The sequence below is a fragment of the Bacillus sp. SORGH_AS_0510 genome (genome assembly GCF_030818775.1).
In the GTDB taxonomy this organism is placed as follows: Bacteria; Bacillota; Bacilli; order Bacillales; family Cytobacillaceae; genus Neobacillus.
This window is the reverse complement of the sequence record NZ_JAUTAU010000001.1, coordinates 3,123,303-3,141,986: the sequence shown is the minus strand read 5'-3', so window position 1 is coordinate 3,141,986 and position 18,684 is coordinate 3,123,303. Positions and strand designations below refer to the sequence as shown.

21 protein-coding genes are annotated in these 18,684 nt (G+C 39.3%); 15 read left to right on the top strand and 6 right to left on the bottom strand.

Features of this window, described 5'->3' with window-relative positions:
- Positions 1–10: 10 nt before the first annotated feature.
- Positions 11–955 carry an aldo/keto reductase family protein gene (locus QE429_RS16150; RefSeq protein WP_307288377.1) on the bottom strand — a complete coding sequence of 315 codons (945 nt, stop codon included), beginning with the start codon at positions 953–955 and terminating at the stop codon, positions 11–13.
- A gap of 176 nt (positions 956–1,131) precedes the next feature.
- On the opposite strand from QE429_RS16150, the gene QE429_RS16145 reads away from it, so the two are divergent.
- Positions 1,132–1,365, top strand: a complete 234-nt coding sequence (locus QE429_RS16145) for a hypothetical protein (RefSeq protein ID WP_307288375.1) — start codon at positions 1,132–1,134, stop codon at positions 1,363–1,365.
- Positions 1,366–1,488: 123 nt separating this feature from the next.
- Here QE429_RS16145 and QE429_RS16140 read toward each other — a convergent pair whose 3' ends face one another.
- The gene (locus tag QE429_RS16140; RefSeq protein ID WP_307288372.1) at positions 1,489–1,662 is read right to left on the bottom strand and encodes a YczF family membrane protein; all 174 of its coding nucleotides are present in this window, start codon (positions 1,660–1,662) and stop codon (positions 1,489–1,491) included.
- A 160-nt stretch (positions 1,663–1,822) separates the two neighbouring features.
- On the opposite strand from QE429_RS16140, the gene QE429_RS16135 reads away from it, so the two are divergent.
- From QE429_RS16135 to QE429_RS16125, 3 genes are read left to right on the top strand one after another with little or no spacing between them, the layout of a single operon-like run.
- Complete coding sequence (locus QE429_RS16135) at positions 1,823–3,418, top strand: spore germination protein (protein ID WP_307290854.1); 1,596 nt, start codon at positions 1,823–1,825, stop codon at positions 3,416–3,418.
- Positions 3,415–4,620 (top strand): Ger(x)C family spore germination protein, encoded by a 1,206-nt coding sequence (locus QE429_RS16130; RefSeq protein WP_307288370.1) that lies wholly within the window; start codon positions 3,415–3,417, stop codon positions 4,618–4,620. Before QE429_RS16135 ends, QE429_RS16130 begins: the two co-directional genes overlap by 4 nt.
- Positions 4,621–4,644: 24 nt before the next feature.
- Positions 4,645–5,748: a GerAB/ArcD/ProY family transporter gene (locus QE429_RS16125; protein WP_307288368.1), complete on the top strand. Its 1,104-nt coding sequence runs from the start codon at positions 4,645–4,647 to the stop codon at positions 5,746–5,748.
- A gap of 40 nt (positions 5,749–5,788) precedes the next feature.
- On the opposite strand, the gene QE429_RS16120 is transcribed toward QE429_RS16125, so the two are convergent.
- The 4 genes from QE429_RS16120 to QE429_RS16105 form a co-directional block, all read right to left on the bottom strand.
- The gene (locus QE429_RS16120; protein ID WP_307288367.1) at positions 5,789–7,420 is read right to left on the bottom strand and encodes a PAS domain-containing sensor histidine kinase; all 1,632 of its coding nucleotides are present in this window, start codon (positions 7,418–7,420) and stop codon (positions 5,789–5,791) included.
- Positions 7,421–7,576: 156 nt separating this feature from the next.
- Positions 7,577–7,831 (bottom strand): YpbS family protein, encoded by a 255-nt coding sequence (locus QE429_RS16115; protein ID WP_307288366.1) that lies wholly within the window; start codon positions 7,829–7,831, stop codon positions 7,577–7,579.
- A 17-nt stretch (positions 7,832–7,848) separates the two neighbouring features.
- Positions 7,849–8,352 (bottom strand): GNAT family N-acetyltransferase, encoded by a 504-nt coding sequence (locus tag QE429_RS16110; protein WP_307288365.1) that lies wholly within the window; start codon positions 8,350–8,352, stop codon positions 7,849–7,851.
- Between the two features lie 174 nt (positions 8,353–8,526).
- Entirely contained in the window at positions 8,527–8,679 is a 153-nt protein-coding gene (locus tag QE429_RS16105) for a YpzG family protein (RefSeq protein WP_307288363.1), read from the bottom strand.
- A 394-nt stretch (positions 8,680–9,073) separates the two neighbouring features.
- Here QE429_RS16105 and QE429_RS16100 point away from each other — a divergent pair, with 394 nt between their 5' ends.
- The 11 genes from QE429_RS16100 (at position 9,074) to QE429_RS16050 (ending at position 18,677) form a co-directional block, all read left to right on the top strand.
- The gene (locus QE429_RS16100) at positions 9,074–9,835 is read left to right on the top strand and encodes an SDR family oxidoreductase (RefSeq protein WP_307288362.1); all 762 of its coding nucleotides are present in this window, start codon (positions 9,074–9,076) and stop codon (positions 9,833–9,835) included.
- 269 nt (positions 9,836–10,104) lie between these two features.
- Positions 10,105–10,464: a DUF3147 family protein gene (locus tag QE429_RS16095; RefSeq protein WP_307288360.1), complete on the top strand. Its 360-nt coding sequence runs from the start codon at positions 10,105–10,107 to the stop codon at positions 10,462–10,464.
- A 23-nt stretch (positions 10,465–10,487) separates the two neighbouring features.
- Positions 10,488–10,862, top strand: coding sequence for a DUF3147 family protein (locus QE429_RS16090; RefSeq protein WP_307288359.1), 375 nt, complete (start codon positions 10,488–10,490; stop codon positions 10,860–10,862).
- A 195-nt stretch (positions 10,863–11,057) separates the two neighbouring features.
- Positions 11,058–12,236, top strand: a complete 1,179-nt coding sequence (locus QE429_RS16085) for an acyl-CoA dehydrogenase family protein (protein WP_307288357.1) — start codon at positions 11,058–11,060, stop codon at positions 12,234–12,236.
- A gap of 54 nt (positions 12,237–12,290) precedes the next feature.
- Positions 12,291–13,055: a beta-ketoacyl-ACP reductase gene (locus QE429_RS16080; RefSeq protein WP_307288355.1), complete on the top strand. Its 765-nt coding sequence runs from the start codon at positions 12,291–12,293 to the stop codon at positions 13,053–13,055.
- A 19-nt stretch (positions 13,056–13,074) separates the two neighbouring features.
- A complete protein-coding gene (locus tag QE429_RS16075) occupies positions 13,075–13,524 on the top strand; it encodes a MaoC family dehydratase N-terminal domain-containing protein (RefSeq protein ID WP_307288354.1) in 450 nt (149 codons plus the stop codon).
- Entirely contained in the window at positions 13,521–13,931 is a 411-nt protein-coding gene (locus tag QE429_RS16070) for a MaoC/PaaZ C-terminal domain-containing protein (protein WP_307288352.1), read from the top strand. Before QE429_RS16075 ends, QE429_RS16070 begins: the two co-directional genes overlap by 4 nt.
- A gap of 99 nt (positions 13,932–14,030) precedes the next feature.
- Positions 14,031–14,798 (top strand): class II aldolase/adducin family protein, encoded by a 768-nt coding sequence (locus tag QE429_RS16065; protein ID WP_307288351.1) that lies wholly within the window; start codon positions 14,031–14,033, stop codon positions 14,796–14,798.
- 166 nt (positions 14,799–14,964) lie between these two features.
- On the top strand, positions 14,965–15,873 hold the full coding sequence (locus QE429_RS16060) for a ketopantoate reductase family protein (protein WP_307288349.1): 909 nt from the start codon (positions 14,965–14,967) through the stop codon (positions 15,871–15,873).
- Between the two features lie 23 nt (positions 15,874–15,896).
- Positions 15,897–17,504: a long-chain-fatty-acid--CoA ligase gene (locus QE429_RS16055; RefSeq protein ID WP_307288348.1), complete on the top strand. Its 1,608-nt coding sequence runs from the start codon at positions 15,897–15,899 to the stop codon at positions 17,502–17,504.
- A gap of 24 nt (positions 17,505–17,528) precedes the next feature.
- Positions 17,529–18,677 (top strand): acyl-CoA dehydrogenase family protein, encoded by a 1,149-nt coding sequence (locus QE429_RS16050; RefSeq protein ID WP_307288347.1) that lies wholly within the window; start codon positions 17,529–17,531, stop codon positions 18,675–18,677.
- The last annotated feature ends 7 nt before the right edge of the window (positions 18,678–18,684 follow it).

Genomic DNA, 18,684 nt, shown 5'->3' with positions numbered 1-18,684 from the left:
GCATTTCCTTTTATCGTAAAATATCCTCAATCCATGCAAGCGTTTCTACATTTAATTTCACACCAGATGCTTTTACATTTTCTTCGATCTGCTCCGGACGGCTTGCACCTACAAGTGCACTTGCCACGTTTTCCTGTCTAAGGATCCATGCAAGAGCCAAATTGGCTAGCGTTAGATTGTTATCAGCGGCTACCTCTTTTAATAGCTCTACCTTATCAAGGTTCTCATCCGTTAATAAACCGAAAAGACCATTATATTTTTCCTGTGCTGCTCGACTTCCTGCAGGGGCCTTTTCACCTTTTTTATATTTTCCAGTTAATACACCCTGCGCTAGCGGAGACCAGACAACCTGCCCAATTCCATGCTTTTCACTTACAGGAAGGACTTCTTTTTCAATATAACGCTGCAACATGCTGTATTGAGGCTGATTTACAACAATACGGTCAAGAAGTTTTTTATCTGCGAGATGAACTGCCTCTGTTATTTGCTCTGCAGTCCACTCACTGACACCTAAATACAACACCTTTCCTTGGCGAACTAGGTCATCCATCGCGCGTAATGTTTCTTCTAGTGGTGTTTCTGGATCAAAGCGGTGGCAATAATAAATATCAACATAGTCTGTATTGAGTCGCTTTAAACTCGCGTTACATTGTTCAATGACATGCTTACGAGAAAGTCCACGATCATTCGGACCATCGCCCATTGGCCAAAATACTTTAGTAGCAAGAACATATGAATCACGAACATACTTCTTTAATGCTTTACCTACTACAACTTCAGCTTCTCCACGCATATATACATTGGCTGTATCAAAAAAGTTAATTCCTAAATCGTAGGCTTTGTCAATTGATGCAGCTGCATTTTGCTCTTCGACATAGCCTCCATATGTAAGCCAGCTTCCTAAACTAATTTCACTAACCTTTAAACCGGTATTTCCTAATCGCCGATATTCCATGTACTTTCCCCCTTAGAAAATTTCGTGACTCAAAATAAAAATACTACATTTTTTACTAAAATGTCTACAAATTGGTATTGGTTTGTTAAAATGGAAATAAATTAACAATTTAGTAGAATCCTTTTTTAAATTTTTGAATAGGATGAACTATTCTGGGTGAAAAGGGGGTCCCTTACATGTCATATTGGGTCACAGTCTTTATTTTGTTTATTGTACTTTTACTTGTTGTTGAAGAATTAATCTATTATTTTTGGAATCGATATGTTTACGGACCTAACATTGAAAGAAAGGCTAAATGGAAAAATCGAAGGATTAGCCTTTGGAAAAAACTAAAAACCATCATATTCATTTTTAAAAAGAAACAGCCAACTGACATACAAGATGCAAATAACGAAAAGAGCTCAATGTAGAATTTGAGCTCTTTTCATTTTAAATTGAACATCATTTAATTTGAAGGCGGTTCACTTTGTGGCTGACTACTTTGTTTTTTCTTTTTGAGATAGTAACGAAATGATTTAATCATAAAAGCAATACTAAAAAAAGCGATCAATCATGTACTCGGCAGCTTCCATTACTTTAAAGGGGTTAATAGCCTTCCAAATCAATTTTCGAGGCTCTGTTCCTAATAATACGTCTAAAAAGCTAATCATACCCATCAAACCACCTGCAATGAGGAATGAGACTAGTAATTGTTTCAACAGTTTCACCTTCAATCTCCATTACATATATTTTTGTTCTTTAAACAAAGCTTATGCATATCCAGAATAATGTTTTTTTGGAAGAAATGGATAGTAGAGTGCATGGTGGGGAAAATAACCATTATGAATTGTTATGGTGAGGTGGTGGCTCGTGTCAATCTTGTCAAGTATGTTGAAGAAGAAGCAAAAAAAGAGACAGAATGATAATTATAGACAGCAGGAAGATCCACTTAAACCAGAGGATTTGCCGTTACATAGGGAATATAAAGATAATATTTCACGGATAAAAGAAGAGTTCGGAAAAAGCGCTGATATTATTATTCGTGAATTTAAAATAGGCACCTATAAAGGGGCATTGGTTTATGTTGATGGATTAGCAGACAGTAATGCCATTAGTGACTTTATTTTAGAATCATTTATGGAAAGTGTACTCCCACTTGAACGTATTGATATTTTTCAATATGTCATAGATAAAGCTGTTGCTTTAGGCAGTATTTTAACAGTCGAAAATTGGAACCAGGTCTATGATAATCTGCTATCTGGGAATACGGTCATTTTTTTAGAAGGGCATAATCAGGCGGTCAGTGCGGAGACGAAAGGGTGGGAAAAACGGGCAGTATCGGAACCATCCACTCAACTCGCAATTCGAGGACCGAAGGATTCGTTCACTGAAACACTTCGGACTAATACAGCTTTAATACGAAGAAGGATTAAAAGCCCTAATTTATGGATGGAATCGATGAAAATCGGTACAGTGACGCAAACAGACATTGCAATTATGTATATTAAAGGAATTGCGAACGAGAAAATTATAAAAGAAATTAAGGAACGATTAAAACGGATTGATATTGACGGCATCATCGCCTCAGGCTATATTGAACAATTAATTGAAGATCAGACTTGGACCACCTTTCCAACCACCTTTCATACGGAAAGGCCAGATGTAGTGTCTTCACATTTGCTTGAAGGGCGGATTGCCATTGTAATTGATGGAACGCCATTCGTATTAACTGCACCAGCCATATTTATTCAGTTCTTTCAGGCGCCAGATGACTATTATTCACGGTTTGATATCTCTACAGGCATTCGGTTATTAAGAATACTGGCATTTTTAATTGCATTGGTTGGACCAGCAACATATATTGCAGCTACAACTTTCCATCAAGAAATGATTCCAACTACAATGGCAATCGCGATTGCTTCTCAAAGGGAAAATGTCCCTTTTCCGGCGTTTGTAGAAGCTTTAATTATGGAAGTAACTTTCGAAATTCTAAGAGAGGCAGGTCTAAGACTGCCGCGTGCGGTAGGTCAGGCCGTTTCTATTGTTGGAGCTCTTGTAATCGGACAGGCAGCTGTTCAAGCAGGTTTCGTATCACCAGTTATGGTCATCGTGGTATCAATCACAGCCATTGCCAATTTTTCAACCCCTATCTTTGCGATGGCGGTTGCAGCAAGATTGCTTCGATTTGTGCTAATGGGATTAGCAACGATTTTAGGTTTTTACGGAATGATGCTTGGGCTTATGTTTATGGCCATACATTTATGTTCGCTCCGTTCGTTTGGCGTTCCTTACATGATGCCTATCGCGCCATTTAGCATACGTAATCAGCAAGACGTGTTTCTTCGTTTTCCTATATGGGCGTTTAAAAACAGGCCACAATTTATTAGTCAAGGAAATGTCGTTCGGACGGGGGAAAATCAAAAGCCAAGTCCGCCGCAACCACATGAACAACAGGATCAAGCAAATAAAGGTGAGGAGTCATGAAAAAAACATTAGTCTCCCTTATAGTAATTTGCATGATTATTCCCTTTCTTAGTGGTTGCTGGAATCAAAAAGAATTGACCGATCTGGCTTTTGTAATGGCAATGGGGATTGACAAAGGTAAACATCAAAGGTTTGACGTGTCATTCCAACTTGTTAATCCTGCTAATATTTCAGCTGGTCAAACAGGAGGTGGGCAGGGTCTACCTATCGCTGTTTATCGAAGTTCTGGAGATACGATAACTGAAGCTGCCAGAAATGCGACCAAAAAGGTATCCAGACGGCTTTATTATGCCCACACCAATGTAGTGGTGATTAGTGAAGCAGTAGCAAAAGAAAGTCTGCTTTATGTGTTGGATGCGTTAGATAGGGACCCTGAATTCCGTACAACAACTGAATTAGTTATTGCTAGAGGGTCGAAGGCAGAAGATATTGTAACGACTTTAACTATTTTAGATCGACTTCCAGTTACTAAAATTACGAAACAACTTAAGGCATCGGAAGCAATGTTAGGTGAAAATTCAAGCTACAATATTGATGATTTTCTTTCTGGGTTACTTAGTAAAGGCAAACAGCCCATTGCAAATGGGTATCGACTTACTGGTGAGAAGGCAATGGCAAGAAAGGCGGAAAATATCCAAAAAACAACTACCGATGCCTTTCTACAGGCGGATGGTTTGGCTGTTTTTAATAAGGGAAAATTGAAAGGCTGGATCAACCATGAAAAAGCTAGAGGTATTATGTGGATTTTAGATAAAGTAAAAAGCACGGACATAAATGTGCCGTGGGAGGGAAAGAAAAATGCACTCGTTATTGCCCCCATTCGCTCGAAAACGAAAGTTTCCGTTCGCATCGTCAGTGAAAAACCGATTATCCATGTGAAAATTGAAAATGAAGGATGGATCAGCGAGGCAAATACAGCGGTAGATTTAGATAACCCCGAAGTAATTTATAAAATAGAGAAGTTAGTTGAAAAGGAAATAACAAAGGAAATTTATGCATCCATAAAGGAAGCTCAAAAGTTAAAAACGGATATTCTGGGCTTTGGAGAAAAGGTTCATATTGCAAATCCTAAGTTGTGGAAAAAATTACAAGGTAACTGGGATGAAGAATTTGCAAATTTACAAGTAAAAGTCCATGTAGATTCTTATATTCGCAGGCAGGGAATCCGCACAAAACCGTTCTGGTCGAATATGCAGAAATAGCTCTATTGAAAGGGGGGAGATCCTATGGAAAAGGCAAAAATAAAGGCCTCACAATTATTTGTGCTTATCGTTCTGTTTGAAATGGGGAGTGCCATCCTGGTCGGTCTTGGAGCGCAAGCGAAACAAGATGCATGGATTACTATTTTGTTTGGCTTAGCTGGTGGATTAGGTCTGTTCCTTATTTACTATCGATTATTTCTCTACTATCAAGATCTCCCTCTAACCAGCTATGTACAAAAAATTGCAGGGAAATGGATTGGTAAAGGAATTGGCTTTCTCTATATTATCTATTTCCTTTATTGTGCATCGAGAGTACTGCGCGACTTTGGCGAACTGCTAACGTCTACTATTTATACCAATACACCTCTAATTGTAATCAATTGCCTAATGATTGTAACCATTATTTATGCTATACATAAGGGGTTTGAAGTAATCGCTAGAGTAGGCGAACTGTTTTTTATGGTTATATATTTTATGGCAGTTGTTGGATTTATGCTTGTTATGTTTTCTGGATTAATTCATTTAGAGAACCTTAGACCCATTCTAGAAAATGGATTTAAGCCCATTCTAAAGACATTTCTTGGGGAAACGCTCACATTCCCATTTGGAGAAATGGTCGTATTTACGATGTTACTTCCTTACATTAATGATTCGAAAAAGGTAAAACTTGTTTGTATGGGTGGGATGATATTAAGTGGAATCAATATTACAATTACAGCGATAATTAATATTGCCGCACTTGGAACGGAGCTTTTTGTAAGAGCTAATTTCCCCTTGTTAACAACCATTAGCAAAATACGTATAGCTGAATTTATTGAAAGACTTGATGTGTTTTTTATGCTTTATTTGATCGTTGGAGGTTTCTTTAAAATTACGATATTTTTCTACGCAGGAGTTGCGGGGACAGCAGATATCTTTAAATTTGATAACCTACGAGTGCTAAGTTTACCACTTGGAGCCTTTGTCCTATTTGCTTCTGTAACAATTGCTTCAAACTATGCTGAACATATTAAGGAAGGCCTTCAAATTGTGCCTATTTTTTTACATTGGCCGTTCCAAATTATCATTCCAAGCATGCTTCTCGTTATTGCATTTTTTCGTAATCGGAAAAAGAAAACCCAACAATAAGAAAGACTGCCTATGGAAAATGTTTGGCAGTCTTTCATTATTATTGTTCTATTGGAAGAAGCACGCTTACAGTTGTGCCGGTATTTTTCTGACTATCAAAATGAATGGTTCCTTTATGTGATTGAACAATCTTATAGCTAACTGTTAATCCTAAACCTGTCCCTTTTTCCTTGGATGAATAAAAAGGTTCCCCGAGTTTTTCTAACCGTTCTTTTGAGATGCCGCAGCCACTGTCCTTGACCGTAATGAGGATCTTATCTTCTATTTTTTCGAGTCCAATGGACACCACTTCTCCCTGTGGTGACGCTTCTATTGCATTTTTAATAATATTAATAAACAATTGCTTTAATTGGTTTGGCTCACACTCTATGAAAAGAGGTTCTTTTGGATAATGAGATTGAATTCGAATATTATACATACTCGCTTCCGTACTTAATAAAGAAATCACATCATTTAAAAGTTTATGAATATCAGCATTTGTTATCTTAAGAGCCTGTGGCTTTGCCAAAAGCAAAAGTTCACCGACAATATGATTGATGCGGTCAAGTTCGTCTAACATGATTTGATAGTAATTTTGATAATTATTATCTTCCATTTGTAAAAGTTGAACAAAGCCTTTTAATGATGTCAGTGGATTCCTAATTTCATGGGCAACGCTGGCGGATAATTCACCAACGACAGATAGTTTTTCAGTTCTCCTTAACCGTTCTTCGGTTTTTCTTAGAGCAGTTACATCTCGTCCATAGCCAATAATACCTGTAATAACTCCATCAATATTAATAGGCAGGGAGGTGCATTGTAGGATAATCATTTCACCGTTGGCATGTGGAACCTCAACTTCGTACATCACGGGTTTCACTTCATCAACTACAGAGGATATAAAATTTTTCATATACTTTCGGTATTTTTCAGGTAATAATGTAATGGAGTTCCTCCCGATGGCTCGTTCCCGTTTATACCCGGTTATCTTTTCGAAAATTGGATTTAAATTCGTAATATTTCCCTCTATATCCATCAAATAAACAATATCAGGACTGTATTCAAATAATGACTGGTATTGCTGTTGGCTTAGCACCAATTCCCTAGCCATCTTCTTTCTTTCTGTAATATCACGGCCAATAATGACCAAGCCTTGTCGGCTTCCATCTGAATTAAAGAGGGGAACCTTAATGGTATCAAATGTTTTAGTTGAACCGTCTGGGACGGGCAGCACTTCTTCAATACGAGTAATTTCACCGTTTTCCCATGCTTCTTCGTCTGAAATTTCACAGTATCTTAGAGCGTCTGCATAAAAGTCTGAATACTCGGCTAACTCGGAATCCTTTTTCCCGCGATAATCTACATGTTCAAGTTGGAATAGCTGCAAGCCAAAATCATTTGCTTCTATCCAGCGGCCTTCGCCATCCTTAAAGTTTACAAAATCAACCATTGAGTTAATTAAGGTAGATAAACGCTTTTGGTCTTCCCTGGATTCGTTCAGTTCATTGTTTTTGTTAATAAAGAAATATATAAAGCTTCCAGTAATAAGTAAATAAAGAACCTCTTTTGATCTTTCAACGATCCAAATTAATGATGTCGGAACAAACTTTTCAATAAGATAATTTGAACCATAAATCCAAATTAAACTACCTATGAAATAGTAAAGGACAAGTTTAAGCTTTTGTTTCTGCATGGAAATCTCCAGTTCTTTCAAGGAAAACATGATCTCCTAGAATGAGTAATATATTACTATTGTATATATTACTAAAAAAAGCTTTATTTTGGAATATTGCAATACTGGAAAAAAACAGAGGAGCGACTGGGTAGCGCTCCTCTGTTTTTTGATAGTTTAGGACCTTAGTGCATATTCTTTGACCATTTCGTTAGTTACTAGCTTTCGAAAGGGGATGATTCCTTGTTTTGCTAATATATTGATTTGATTGGTTACCTCGTTAATTTTATCGGTAGTAAACTCTTTTCCCTGTTTACATAATAATAATGCTTCATCGATATACAGTTCTCTTTGCTGATCAAGCAGCAGAAATTGGTTAATCTTATGGTTTTGCTTATTTACATGTTCTGTAATTGCTTTATGTACACTCATGTTCTTCATCTCCTATATTAGTTAATTCTTTTGCCAAGTATAATCAAATCTCTTTCCATTCCGTCTAATTCTGCAACGTTTGGGAGATGAGCCCATTTTTCAAAACCAAAGCTGTTAAAAAGTTTAATGCTGGGTTCATTATGTCCGAAGATAAAACCAAGCAGTGTTTTAATTCCGAGGGATGGACATGCATCAATGGCTTTTTGGATTAAATATTTGCCGAGTTTCTTTCCACGAAAATCCTGGTGGATATAAATACTGACCTCGGCAGTTGCATTGTATGCAGGCCTGCCATAAAACGATTGAAAGCTTACCCACCCACAAATAGTCCCTTGATTTTCCACAACCCAAAGTGGACGAAAGGAAGGGGAGTGTTCGTGAAACCATTGTATTCGGCTTTCGATCGAAACCGGCTCAAGGTCAGCGGTAACCATTCTGCCAGAAATAGTTGAATTATATATATCAACGATGATTGGTAAATCACTCATGTTTGCATCTCTTATTGTGAAAGCTTCGTACATATTCTCATTCCACTCCCATTTCTAATACATTAATTAGATTTTATGATATCCTTCTGTACATGCATTTTCAATAGTAATTTTCTAAAGAAAAAGACTGACTCGTTTGTGTTGAGTCAGCCTTCTTCTGATGGGGATCGCAATACGATTCCATCATTCGTTTCGGTGCCATTACACTTACCAGCGGTGTGCTTTGGCATTACTCCTTAAGATGATCGCGTTTTGAGTTAATTGAGTTTCTCCATTCACCTGTGATTTTTGGCGTTTCGGCCTAGTGTTTGTGTGATGGAAAAGCTCTGAGTGTTGATCTAAATGATCTCTGTAGCTCATCAAAAATCACCTCATCATAGGATTTGAAACGATGATATTCACTAAGGAACATCATTATTATCATTTGTAAAAGCGATCGAAAATAGTCACGAACTTCCTATTTTAATTACAAAAAAGCGTATTAAAAAGAATGGTTTGGTTTACTATAATGGAGCATAATACCGATTTTATAACAAGGCTATGTTCATGAACAGTGTTGATTTATACGTTCTGTTGATTGGAGCGGAAGGCACGAAGATCCTCGAAAATGCTATCGCATTTCCTTCGTGCGATGTAGATTCGTTGTGCGGTGTAGATTCGAGGAGGCTCGCCGAAACACCCACGAACCGAACGTGCCTGGAGCGGAAATCAACAGACAATTCCAACAAAGCCTATAACAAAGGACGAGTATAACATGAAAGTAACGGGAAATACGATTTTAATTACTGGTGGTGCTTCAGGGATCGGCTTAGCCTTCGCTGAGCGATTTTTAAAAAGAGGTAATGAAGTAATTGTTGTTGGCCGACGAGAAGAAAAGTTAATGGAAGCAAAGGGGAAATTTCCGCAATTACATGTTAAGACATGTGATGTATCAAATGAATCTGATCGAAAAATGCTTGTCGATTGGGTCATGACAGAGTTTCCTAATTTAAATGTTCTTGTTAATAATGCGGGAATTCAGCAAAGAGTGAACCTTTTAAATGCTAAGCAAAATTGGGAGTATTACCGTAATGAAATATCAATTAATGTGGATGGTCCGATACACCTAACGATGTTATTGATCCCATTTTTTATGAAACAGAATCAAGCCGCTATCGTTAATGTATCGTCGGGATTAGCTGTAATGCCGGGAGTCTGGGTTCCAGTGTACAGTGCAACAAAGGCTGCACTGCATTCCTTTACTATTTCGCTAAGACATCAGTTAGAGGATACAAATATAGAGGTAATTGAGGTTCTTCCTCCGGCTGTGAACACAGACTTAGGAGGGAGCGGTCTACATACCTTTGGGGCACCATTAACAGATTTTGCAGATACAATCTTTCAGAGCCTTGAACAGGGGGAAACTGAGATTGGCTATGGTGGAACCAAAGAGCGCCTGTATAAGTCCAGGGAAGAAATTAATCAAGGCACGAAAAGAGCCTGGGAGAGCTTTTTGAAAAACAATCCGGATTTTTGATGATAATGAAGGACCATTTAATCGAGATAACTGTCCATCAAGAGGTGGATGAAGGACAAAATGAGCTGGGTAAGGATAAAAAATGTCTTTCATCCACACTTTACCACCAAATGAAACCGCTTAAAAAACCTTAATAAAGTGTTCACATGTATTGTCATAAAATTGAGGTACAATGAATACGTAAGTTGGTTTGTGAAATGATTCACAAAACAAAAAACAAGAACTAACAATAAACAGCATGTTATCCAAAAAAAAGAGGCGAAAACAGAATGGCACATCTATCAATAAGCGCATTTCTCATTCGATTCCTTTTGGGTGGGTTAGCAGTGGTCGCTTGTACAGTGGTAGCAAAAAGATTAGGAGAGAAGGCAGGGGGGATCTTTGCTGCCTTTCCTGCAGTGTATCTGGCAGCATTACTAACAATCGGACTTGATTTTCATGGTGGGCAACTGGTCTCACATTCCATTATGCTATCAAAAGGCGCTATCTTCGGAATGGCAATAAATATCGTAGTGGCACTTTTAGCAGGCTATCTTCTTCCGAAAGTAGGCTGGAAGCGCGGGATCGTGCAATCCATGGCTTGCTGGTTCACGATATCTATCGTTGTTGTTATTATTACATCCCATTAATCGATCGAAAAAAGGTGACAAACATGAATAAACAGGACTTATTTATTCGATTTTTACTAGGCGGGACAGCGGTCTCACTTAGTTATTTAATAACCGTGGTATCTCCATGGAAAATTCTTGCTGGAATATTTGCAGCCTTTCCTGCTGTCATGCTAACAGCGGTAATTATGGTAGGGATTGCATCTGGTACAAAGAAAGCAACTAATATTGCCAGAGGTTCAGTTTACGGAATGATGGGCGGGATTATTTGTGTAATCACAGTCCTTGTTACCCTACAGGCAACTAGTAATTGGATTCTCAGCATTAGCCTAGGCTTACTTACATGGCTGACAAGCTCCGTTTCCATTTCAACATTAAGAGAACGTATGGCAATCAGAAAAACTGTACGACATATATAAACTTAAAAATCCTTTAGCATAGTTTAGTGCCGAAGGATTTTTTTAATAAGATTCAATCAGTTATAACTTGTATTTTCTGAAATTTCGGAATAAAATATAATTAACATACCGACTGGTAGGTATGTTTTTAGGAAACCTATCATATAATTTTTAAGAAGAAAAACTAGAATACAAGAATAGAATGGAGTGAAGGGAATGCATTTACGTTTAACAGACGAGCAGAAAATGGTGCAGAAAACAATTAGAAGATTTGTTGAAAAAGAACTCATTCCACTAGAAAATGATGTATTAAGAAATGAAAGAGAAGGAAAGCCTAGTCTCCCACCAGGGAAATTAAGAGAGCTCCAATTAAAGGCTAAGGAAGCTGGTTTCTGGGGAATTAACACTCCAGAAAAATATGGCGGTGCTGAATTAGGACAAATGATGATGGCCATCGTCTTGATGGAAGTGTCGAAGACCTTTGTTCCATTCCAATTTGGCGGCTCAGCAGATAATATTCTTTACTATGGAAATGAAGAACAAAAACAAAAGTATTTAATTCCAACCATCAATGGAGAGAAAAAATCCTGCTTTGCGATGACTGAACCTGGTGCAGGGTCTGATACTCAAAATATCAAAATGACAGCGGTCAAGGATGGAAATGAATGGGTATTGAATGGTGAAAAAACATTTATCACAGGTGGTAATGAAGCCGACTTCGTCATGGTTATTGCCATTACAGATAAAGAAAGGCATCAAGAAACACGTGGCCGAGAAGGTGTGACCTGCTTTATTGCTGACCGAGAAATGGGCTGGAAATCAGAGTATATACATACGATGGGAGAATGGGGTCCAGCCGGTCTAGTATTTGATAATGTCCGCATTCCAGAAGAAAACATTCTTGGTGAATTACACAAGGGTTACAATCTAGGACTTGAATGGATTGGTTTTGCAAGATGGATCGTGGGTGCAAGAGCAGTTGGATCAGCTGAACGTTTATTACAAATGGCGATCGATTACTCCAAAGAAAGAATTACATTTGGTAAACCAATTGCCGAGAGACAAGCTATTCAATGGCAAATTGCAGATTCGGCCGTTGAAATCGAAGCGGCAAGATGGCTAGTATTAAACGCAGCCTTTACCTTGGACCAAGGAGAGGATAATCGTCACCTCGCTTCCATGGCTAAACTTTATGGATCGAATATGGGGAATCGAGTGGTTGACCGTGTACTACAAATTCATGGCGGTATGGGCTATACAAAGGAATTGCCAATAGAGCGCTGGTACCGTGAAGCACGCCTATGGAGAATTTACGATGGAACGGATGAGATTCAGCGCATGATCATTGCTCGTAACCTCATTAAGGGGCATGTGAAGGTTGGGCAATACGTCTAAGTGAAAATTGTAAGCGTTATCTAAAGAAAATATATCTATTCAGGAGGAGTAGAAATGGCTGGAAGATTTGATGGGAAAGTGGCATTTGTAACAGGCGGAAGCCGTGGAATCGGAAAAGGAATTGTGGAGCTTTTTGCAGCGGAAGGGGCTAAGGTAGCTTTTATCGATTTAAATGAAGAAGCCTTAAGTCAAACCACTAGTGAGTTAAAAGAAAAAGGATATGAGGTGTACTCTAAGGTCGCGAACGTTGCCGATGCTGAACAGGTAGAAAGTGCTGTAAAAGAGGTATATGAAACCTTTGGATCGGTTGATGTTTTAGTAAATAATGCGGGAGTAATCCGTGACAATTTATTATTTAAAATGACAGATTCTGATTGGCAAACAGTCATGGATGTACATTTAAAAGGTTCTTTTAATGCGGCACGTGCCGTACAAAAATATATGGTTGAACAAAAATACGGACGTATCATCAATATTTCGTCCACTTCTGCCCTTGGTAATCGCGGCCAAGCTAACTATGCTGCTGCCAAAGCGGGCTTGCAGGGCTTCACAAAAACCTTGGCGATCGAGTTGGGTAAATATGGTATTACAGCAAACTCAGTTGCTCCTGGTTTTATTGAAACAGAAATGACAAAAGAAACAGCTGCTAGAATTGGAATCCCTTTTGAACATTTAATTCAGGCAAGTGTCGCGAATATTCCGGTTGGACGTAGCGGAAAGCCGGAGGATATTGCCAATGCTGTTGCCTTCTTCGCAGATGAGAAATCTTCATTTGTTAATGGCCAGGTCATCTATGTGGCCGGTGGACCAAAATGTTAATTAGGTGAGGTGAGGATGAATGTTTAAAGATCAAATTGGTAAACAATCGAACAAGGTGAAAAATACGGTTGAAAGAGGAGCGGTAAAGAAGTTTGCAGAAGCTATCGGCGATCTTCATCCAATATATTTTGATGAAGACACAGGAAGATCGTCCCGCTATAAAAACAACATTGCCCCTCCAACGTTTCCAAGAGTATTCGATTACGGAGTGATTGAGGGCTTAAATCTGCCAAACAAAGGCTTAATTCACGGTGAACAAACGTTTCATTATGTACGGCCATTATTGGTAGGAGAAGACGTTTACTGCTATTCCAGAGTAAAAAACTACTTTGAGAAAAAAGGGAATTTCGGTGAGATGGGGTTCCTTGTTATCGAAAGCTTTGGTGATGACGAGGCAGGAAATGTCGTGTTCAGTTCGACTTCAACCGTTGTCATATCTGAGGCTGTAAGGAAGGTGTTGGTAAAGTGAGTACACTAGCACATTTACAAGTGGGAGAGTCAATTAACGAGGTTCAACTAAAGCCGGTTTCAAGAATGGATCTTATTAAATATTCAGGTGCATCAGGGGACTTTAACCCGATTCACACGATAGATGATGAAGCAAAAAAAGCGGGACTCCCAGGAATCATTGCCCACGGAATGTGGACAATGGGAAATCTGGCAAAGTTGTTTACGTCTTACTATGAAGAGGGCTTTGTACAAGATTACTCCATTCGTTTTAAGGGCATGGTGTTCTTAGATGATGTAGTCACACTTAAAGCCACATTAAAGGAAAAACAGGAGAACAAACTACGCTTCCAGGTTCAAGCGGTGAACCAGCAAGGGAATGAAGTGTTAAAGGGTGAAGTAGTTTACCACCAATACGTAACGGTCTAAGAATAACATGAATGGAAAGATACCCGGCATGGGGGGATTCCCGTCTTCATGCTGGGTTTATTTCTATCAATTTAATTAAAAATGGAAAAGGGTGAGAAAATGACAACAAAATTGAAAGTAAACTATAAGCCTCCTGTTTTTTCAACGGTGGAGGAAGAAAGGCTTCATTTAAAACAAAAATTAGCTGCCGCTTTCCGATTGTTTTCTAAGTTTGGATTCGATGAAGGTGTTGCAGGTCATATCACTGCGCGTGATCCTGAACATAAGGACCACTTCTGGGTGAACCCTTTTGGAATGCACTTCAGTCAAATTTGTGCCTCAGATTTAATACTCTGTAACCATGAAGGGGTGGTGGTGGAAGGTCATTACCCTGTTAACCGAGCAGCCTTTGCCATTCACTCCCAAGTCCACGCAGCCCGTCCGGATATCATTGCTGCTGCCCATGCCCACTCTGTGTACGGAAAATCATGGTCCTCTCTCGGACGTCTCCTTGATCCAATAACTCAAGATGCCTGTGCCTTTTATCAAGATCATTCCATATACGATGACTTTACTGGTGTGGTCTTGGATATCGAAGAGGGCAGAAGGATCGGAAAGGCACTGGGGAACAATAAGGCATGTATATTAAGAAATCACGGTCTGTTGACAGTAGGTGGGTCAGTGGATGAAGCGGCATGGTGGTTTATTACCATGGAACGATCCTGTCAGGCGCAGCTTCTCGCCGAGTCAGCAGGAAAGCCTGTAATCATTGATGACGAAGACGCCAAAGCAACCTATGAAACAGTTGGTGTTCCTGATGCGGGCTGGTTCCAATTCCAGCCATTATGGAATCGAATTGTAAAAGAACAACCAGACCTACTAAATTAGTAATAGACTCCTGTGGGAGTGCGGGTCAGGTGAGACCCCGCAGGCGCTTGCGCCGAGGAGGCTCACCGAAACGCCCACGGAAAGCGAAGCCCCTGGAGCGGAAATCAACAGGCTAGTGTATTAGAACATTTTAGTTACATACATACGATTTTCAGGAGGATTAAAAATGAAGATAGGGATTGCAGGTACTGGAGCAGTTGGTGGATATTTTGGCGCCCTTTTAAAAAGAGCGGGAAATGAAGTTATTTTTCTAGCACGGGGTAAGAACCTGGAAAGAATGAAAGAAAAAGGTCTAACAGTCGAAAGTGAAGTAGAAACGTTGACGGTAGAAGGCATTTTTACCGACAACTATGAAAAATTTACTGATATTGACCTTTTACTATTTTGTGTAAAATCTACCGATACTGTTAAGGTTGCAGAACAATTTAGCCCCTTTTTAAAACCAACCTGTTTCATCATGACGCTTCAGAACGGAGTAGACAATGAAGAAATTCTAAGCCAGTTCTTTGGCCAAGAACGTGTCCTTTCAGCAGCTACGTATATTCAAGCGATGGTGTCCGATACAGGTATGGTGAAACAAATTGGGGTTCCGCCGAGGTTAGTCATAGGTGCGTTAGACAGTCACTTATCAGAAAAAGTTAATGATATAACTGCTGTATTTAATGCGGCCAATATTATCACCTATCCTTCTAGTAATATCTTAAACATTAAGTGGAAAAAGCTATTTTGGAACGTTACCTTTAACCCATTAACTGCCTTAATGGAGGTAAAGGTAGGCGCCATATACGATGATGAAGGGCTATATCAAACCGCATTATCTATTTGTAAAGAAGCAATCGCTGTCGCCAACGCCGTTGGAATGGATATCGAAGAAGATTTTTACGAAACGATTTTTGCTCAAGGCAACCTTGCAAGAGAACATCATCCGTCCATGCTACAGGATAAATGGAACGGTAAAGCGTTGGAGATTGAGTCCATCTGCGGATTCATCGTAAAAAAAGGAAGAGAAGTGAAAGTGGATACGCCTGTATTGGAAACTATCTATCATCTTTTAACTTATCAGACAAAAAACTGATTTTAATTGCGAGGTGAAATTACTTGGAAGTACAACAAGATCGTCCCTGGATGGGGCAATACCCCGATACTACGGACCTGTCTTTTGATATTCCGGAATGTAACCTGTATACATTGTTAGTAGTGGCAGAACAAAAATATGGAAACCAAATCGCCGTTATTTTTGAAGACGAAAAGTTCACTTACAAACAATTAAAAAACCAAGTAGATCGGCTTGCTTCTGCATGGAAGCAACTTGGAGTTCAAAAAGGGGATAGGCTGGGATTAATGGTCTCTAATCATCCATTATATGTAGTTTCCTACTATGCTGCATTAAAACTTGGAATGATTGTCGTTCAAATCAATCCGCTTTATACCCCACGAGAGCTTGTTGAGATTTTCCATGATGCAGATGTTGCTAACTTAATTACAGAACCTGACAATCTTGAAAAAATAATAAACCTTCAAAAATCCCATTCTTTTAAAAATATTCTCGTAACTGAACAGTCAATAGAATCAAATGACTTTCCTTGTATTCGTTCCTTAATCCAGCGTTCACGGCCTCTTGCTGATACCTGCACTATTAGTGCTAAGGAAGATATTGCGGTTATACAGTATACCGGTGGAACAACGGGTAAAAAGAAAGGCGCGATGCTTACTCATTTCAACCTAATGGCTAATGTTTTTCAAAGTAAGGCCCTTTATGGTGAAAGAATGTTTTTTGGTGAAGAGACGATTTTAACTGCCACCCCTCTTTATCACGTATATGGGATGACCAGTGGAATGAATCTTGCTATTTATATTGGTGCAGCGAATGTCTTGGTAAGAAAATTTGAAATGGAAAAAGTGCTAGATTTGATACAAGCACACAGACCTACGTTCTTTCCAGGTGTGCCAAAAATGTATAATGCGTTCGTTCATTATCCGGAGATCGCTCGTTTTGATTTAACCTGCTTCAAGATGTGTTCAAGTGGTTCTGCGCCATTACCCGTTGAGATTATCAAGAAATTTGAGAGCTTAACAGGTGTTTCCATTGGTGAAGGGTATGGGTTGTCAGAAACGTCCCCAACCACTCATCGAAATCCTCCAGAAGGAATGACCAAGATAGGGAGCATCGGGATCCCTGTCCCTAAAACAGACTGTAGAATTGTGGATGAAAATGGAGAGGATTTGCCAGAAAAAAGTATCGGAGAACTGTTGATTAGAGGTCCACAGGTGATGCTTGGCTACTGGAATAAGCCGGAAGAAACAAATCATGCACTTCGTAACGGCTGGCTTTACACTGGAGACCTCGCAACCATGGATGAAGACGGATATTTTTATATCGTTGGCAGGAAAAAAGAGATGATTATTGTCGGCGGCTTTAATGTTTATCCTCAAGAAGTCGAAGGGATTCTATATGAGCATCCGGGAGTCCTTGATGCAGCAGTGGTTGGAGTTCCTGATCGAGAATCAGGTGAACGTGTAAAAGCTTTTATTGTTCCAAAATCCGGAGCGAACATTGATTTAGACGATTTACGGGAATATTGCTATCAAAACTTAACCCGTTACAAGGTACCCAAACAATTTGAACTGATTGATTCCTTGCCTCGGAATGCGGTAGGAAAAGTACTGAAGCGACTCCTATTAGAAGAAGCAAAGAATCAAGTTTAGGAACAAAATCTTGGAGGTGTCACGGTGAATTTTGAATTAGATGAAGACATCCTTTTTTTAAAAAAGAACGTTAGAGATTTCATTCAGACAGAAGTTGAAGCTGTCGCCATGCAAATAGAAGAGGAGAACCACATACCGGAACGAATTATTCAGCTTACGAAGGAAATGGGTCTCTTTGGTTTAAGTATTCCTGAAAAATATGGCGGTCTTGGAATTGGAATGGTCGGAAAATGTGCGTTGTATGAGGAAATTGGGCAAACACATAATGGGTATACGACCTTAATTGGGGCTCATACCGGCATCGGGTCAGTAGGAATCGTGGAAATGGGCAATGAAGAGCAAAAAAGAAAGTATTTACCGGATATGGCGAACGGAGATAAAATTGGTGCCTTTGCTTTAACAGAGCCAGCAGCCGGTTCCAATGCCGCAAATTTAAAAACAACGGCAGTAAGAAAAGGGGATAAATTCATCCTTAATGGACTAAAGCATTATATCACTAACGCGACAGAAGCCAGTGTTTTTACCGTTATGGCAGTAACGGACCCAGAAAAAGGAGCAAAGGGAATTACTTCATTCATTGTAGAAAAAGATTTTCCGGGATTTCAAGTGGGAGCTGTAGAGAAAAAGATGGGCTTGCGTGGTTCCCATTCAGCGGAATTAATTTTTGAAGATTGTGAGGTTCCTGTTGAAAATGTGCTCGGTGTAGAGGGGCAGGGTTATGTGAATGCGCTGAAAATTTTAGCCAACGGACGTGCAGGTTTGGCCTCTCGTAATCTCGGTTCCTGTCAAAAACTCTTGGATATGTCAACAAGATATGCCAAAGAACGCATTCAATTTGGAAAGCCGATTATTTCGAATCAAGCGGTAAGCCATATGCTGGCGGAAATGGCGGTTGAAATTGAAGCGCTAAGGTCGTTTACCTACCGGGTAGCATGGATGGTTGATCAAGGGATGAAAGTGATTAAAGAGGCTGCGATGCTAAAGCTTTATGGTTCAGAAGTGTACAATCGGGTGGCAGATAAAGCTGTACAAATCCATGGGGGACTTGGCTATATTGCCGATTTTCCAATAGAACGCTTCTATCGTGATGCACGAATTACGAGAATCTATGAAGGGACATCAGAGATTCAGAAAAATATAATCGCTGCCCAGTTAGAAAAAGAGTACAGCTAGACTAGGA

Coding starts and splice junctions, on each gene's coding strand:
- QE429_RS16130 (WP_307288370.1), top strand. CDS start 3,415: ATGAAAAAAACATTAGTCTCCCTTATAGTAATTTGCATGATTATTCCC.
- QE429_RS16065 (WP_307288351.1), top strand. CDS start 14,031: ATGACAACAAAATTGAAAGTAAACTATAAGCCTCCTGTTTTTTCAACG.
- QE429_RS16105 (WP_307288363.1), bottom strand. CDS start 8,679: ATGAGCTACAGAGATCATTTAGATCAACACTCAGAGCTTTTCCATCAC.
- QE429_RS16060 (WP_307288349.1), top strand. CDS start 14,965: ATGAAGATAGGGATTGCAGGTACTGGAGCAGTTGGTGGATATTTTGGC.
- QE429_RS16120 (WP_307288367.1), bottom strand. CDS start 7,420: ATGCAGAAACAAAAGCTTAAACTTGTCCTTTACTATTTCATAGGTAGT.
- QE429_RS16085 (WP_307288357.1), top strand. CDS start 11,058: ATGCATTTACGTTTAACAGACGAGCAGAAAATGGTGCAGAAAACAATT.
- QE429_RS16110 (WP_307288365.1), bottom strand. CDS start 8,352: ATGTACGAAGCTTTCACAATAAGAGATGCAAACATGAGTGATTTACCA.
- QE429_RS16095 (WP_307288360.1), top strand. CDS start 10,105: ATGGCACATCTATCAATAAGCGCATTTCTCATTCGATTCCTTTTGGGT.
- QE429_RS16135 (WP_307290854.1), top strand. CDS start 1,823: ATGTTGAAGAAGAAGCAAAAAAAGAGACAGAATGATAATTATAGACAG.
- QE429_RS16080 (WP_307288355.1), top strand. CDS start 12,291: ATGGCTGGAAGATTTGATGGGAAAGTGGCATTTGTAACAGGCGGAAGC.
- QE429_RS16125 (WP_307288368.1), top strand. CDS start 4,645: ATGGAAAAGGCAAAAATAAAGGCCTCACAATTATTTGTGCTTATCGTT.
- QE429_RS16115 (WP_307288366.1), bottom strand. CDS start 7,831: ATGAGTGTACATAAAGCAATTACAGAACATGTAAATAAGCAAAACCAT.
- QE429_RS16100 (WP_307288362.1), top strand. CDS start 9,074: ATGAAAGTAACGGGAAATACGATTTTAATTACTGGTGGTGCTTCAGGG.
- QE429_RS16150 (WP_307288377.1), bottom strand. CDS start 955: ATGGAATATCGGCGATTAGGAAATACCGGTTTAAAGGTTAGTGAAATT.
- QE429_RS16075 (WP_307288354.1), top strand. CDS start 13,075: ATGTTTAAAGATCAAATTGGTAAACAATCGAACAAGGTGAAAAATACG.
- QE429_RS16145 (WP_307288375.1), top strand. CDS start 1,132: ATGTCATATTGGGTCACAGTCTTTATTTTGTTTATTGTACTTTTACTT.
- QE429_RS16090 (WP_307288359.1), top strand. CDS start 10,488: ATGAATAAACAGGACTTATTTATTCGATTTTTACTAGGCGGGACAGCG.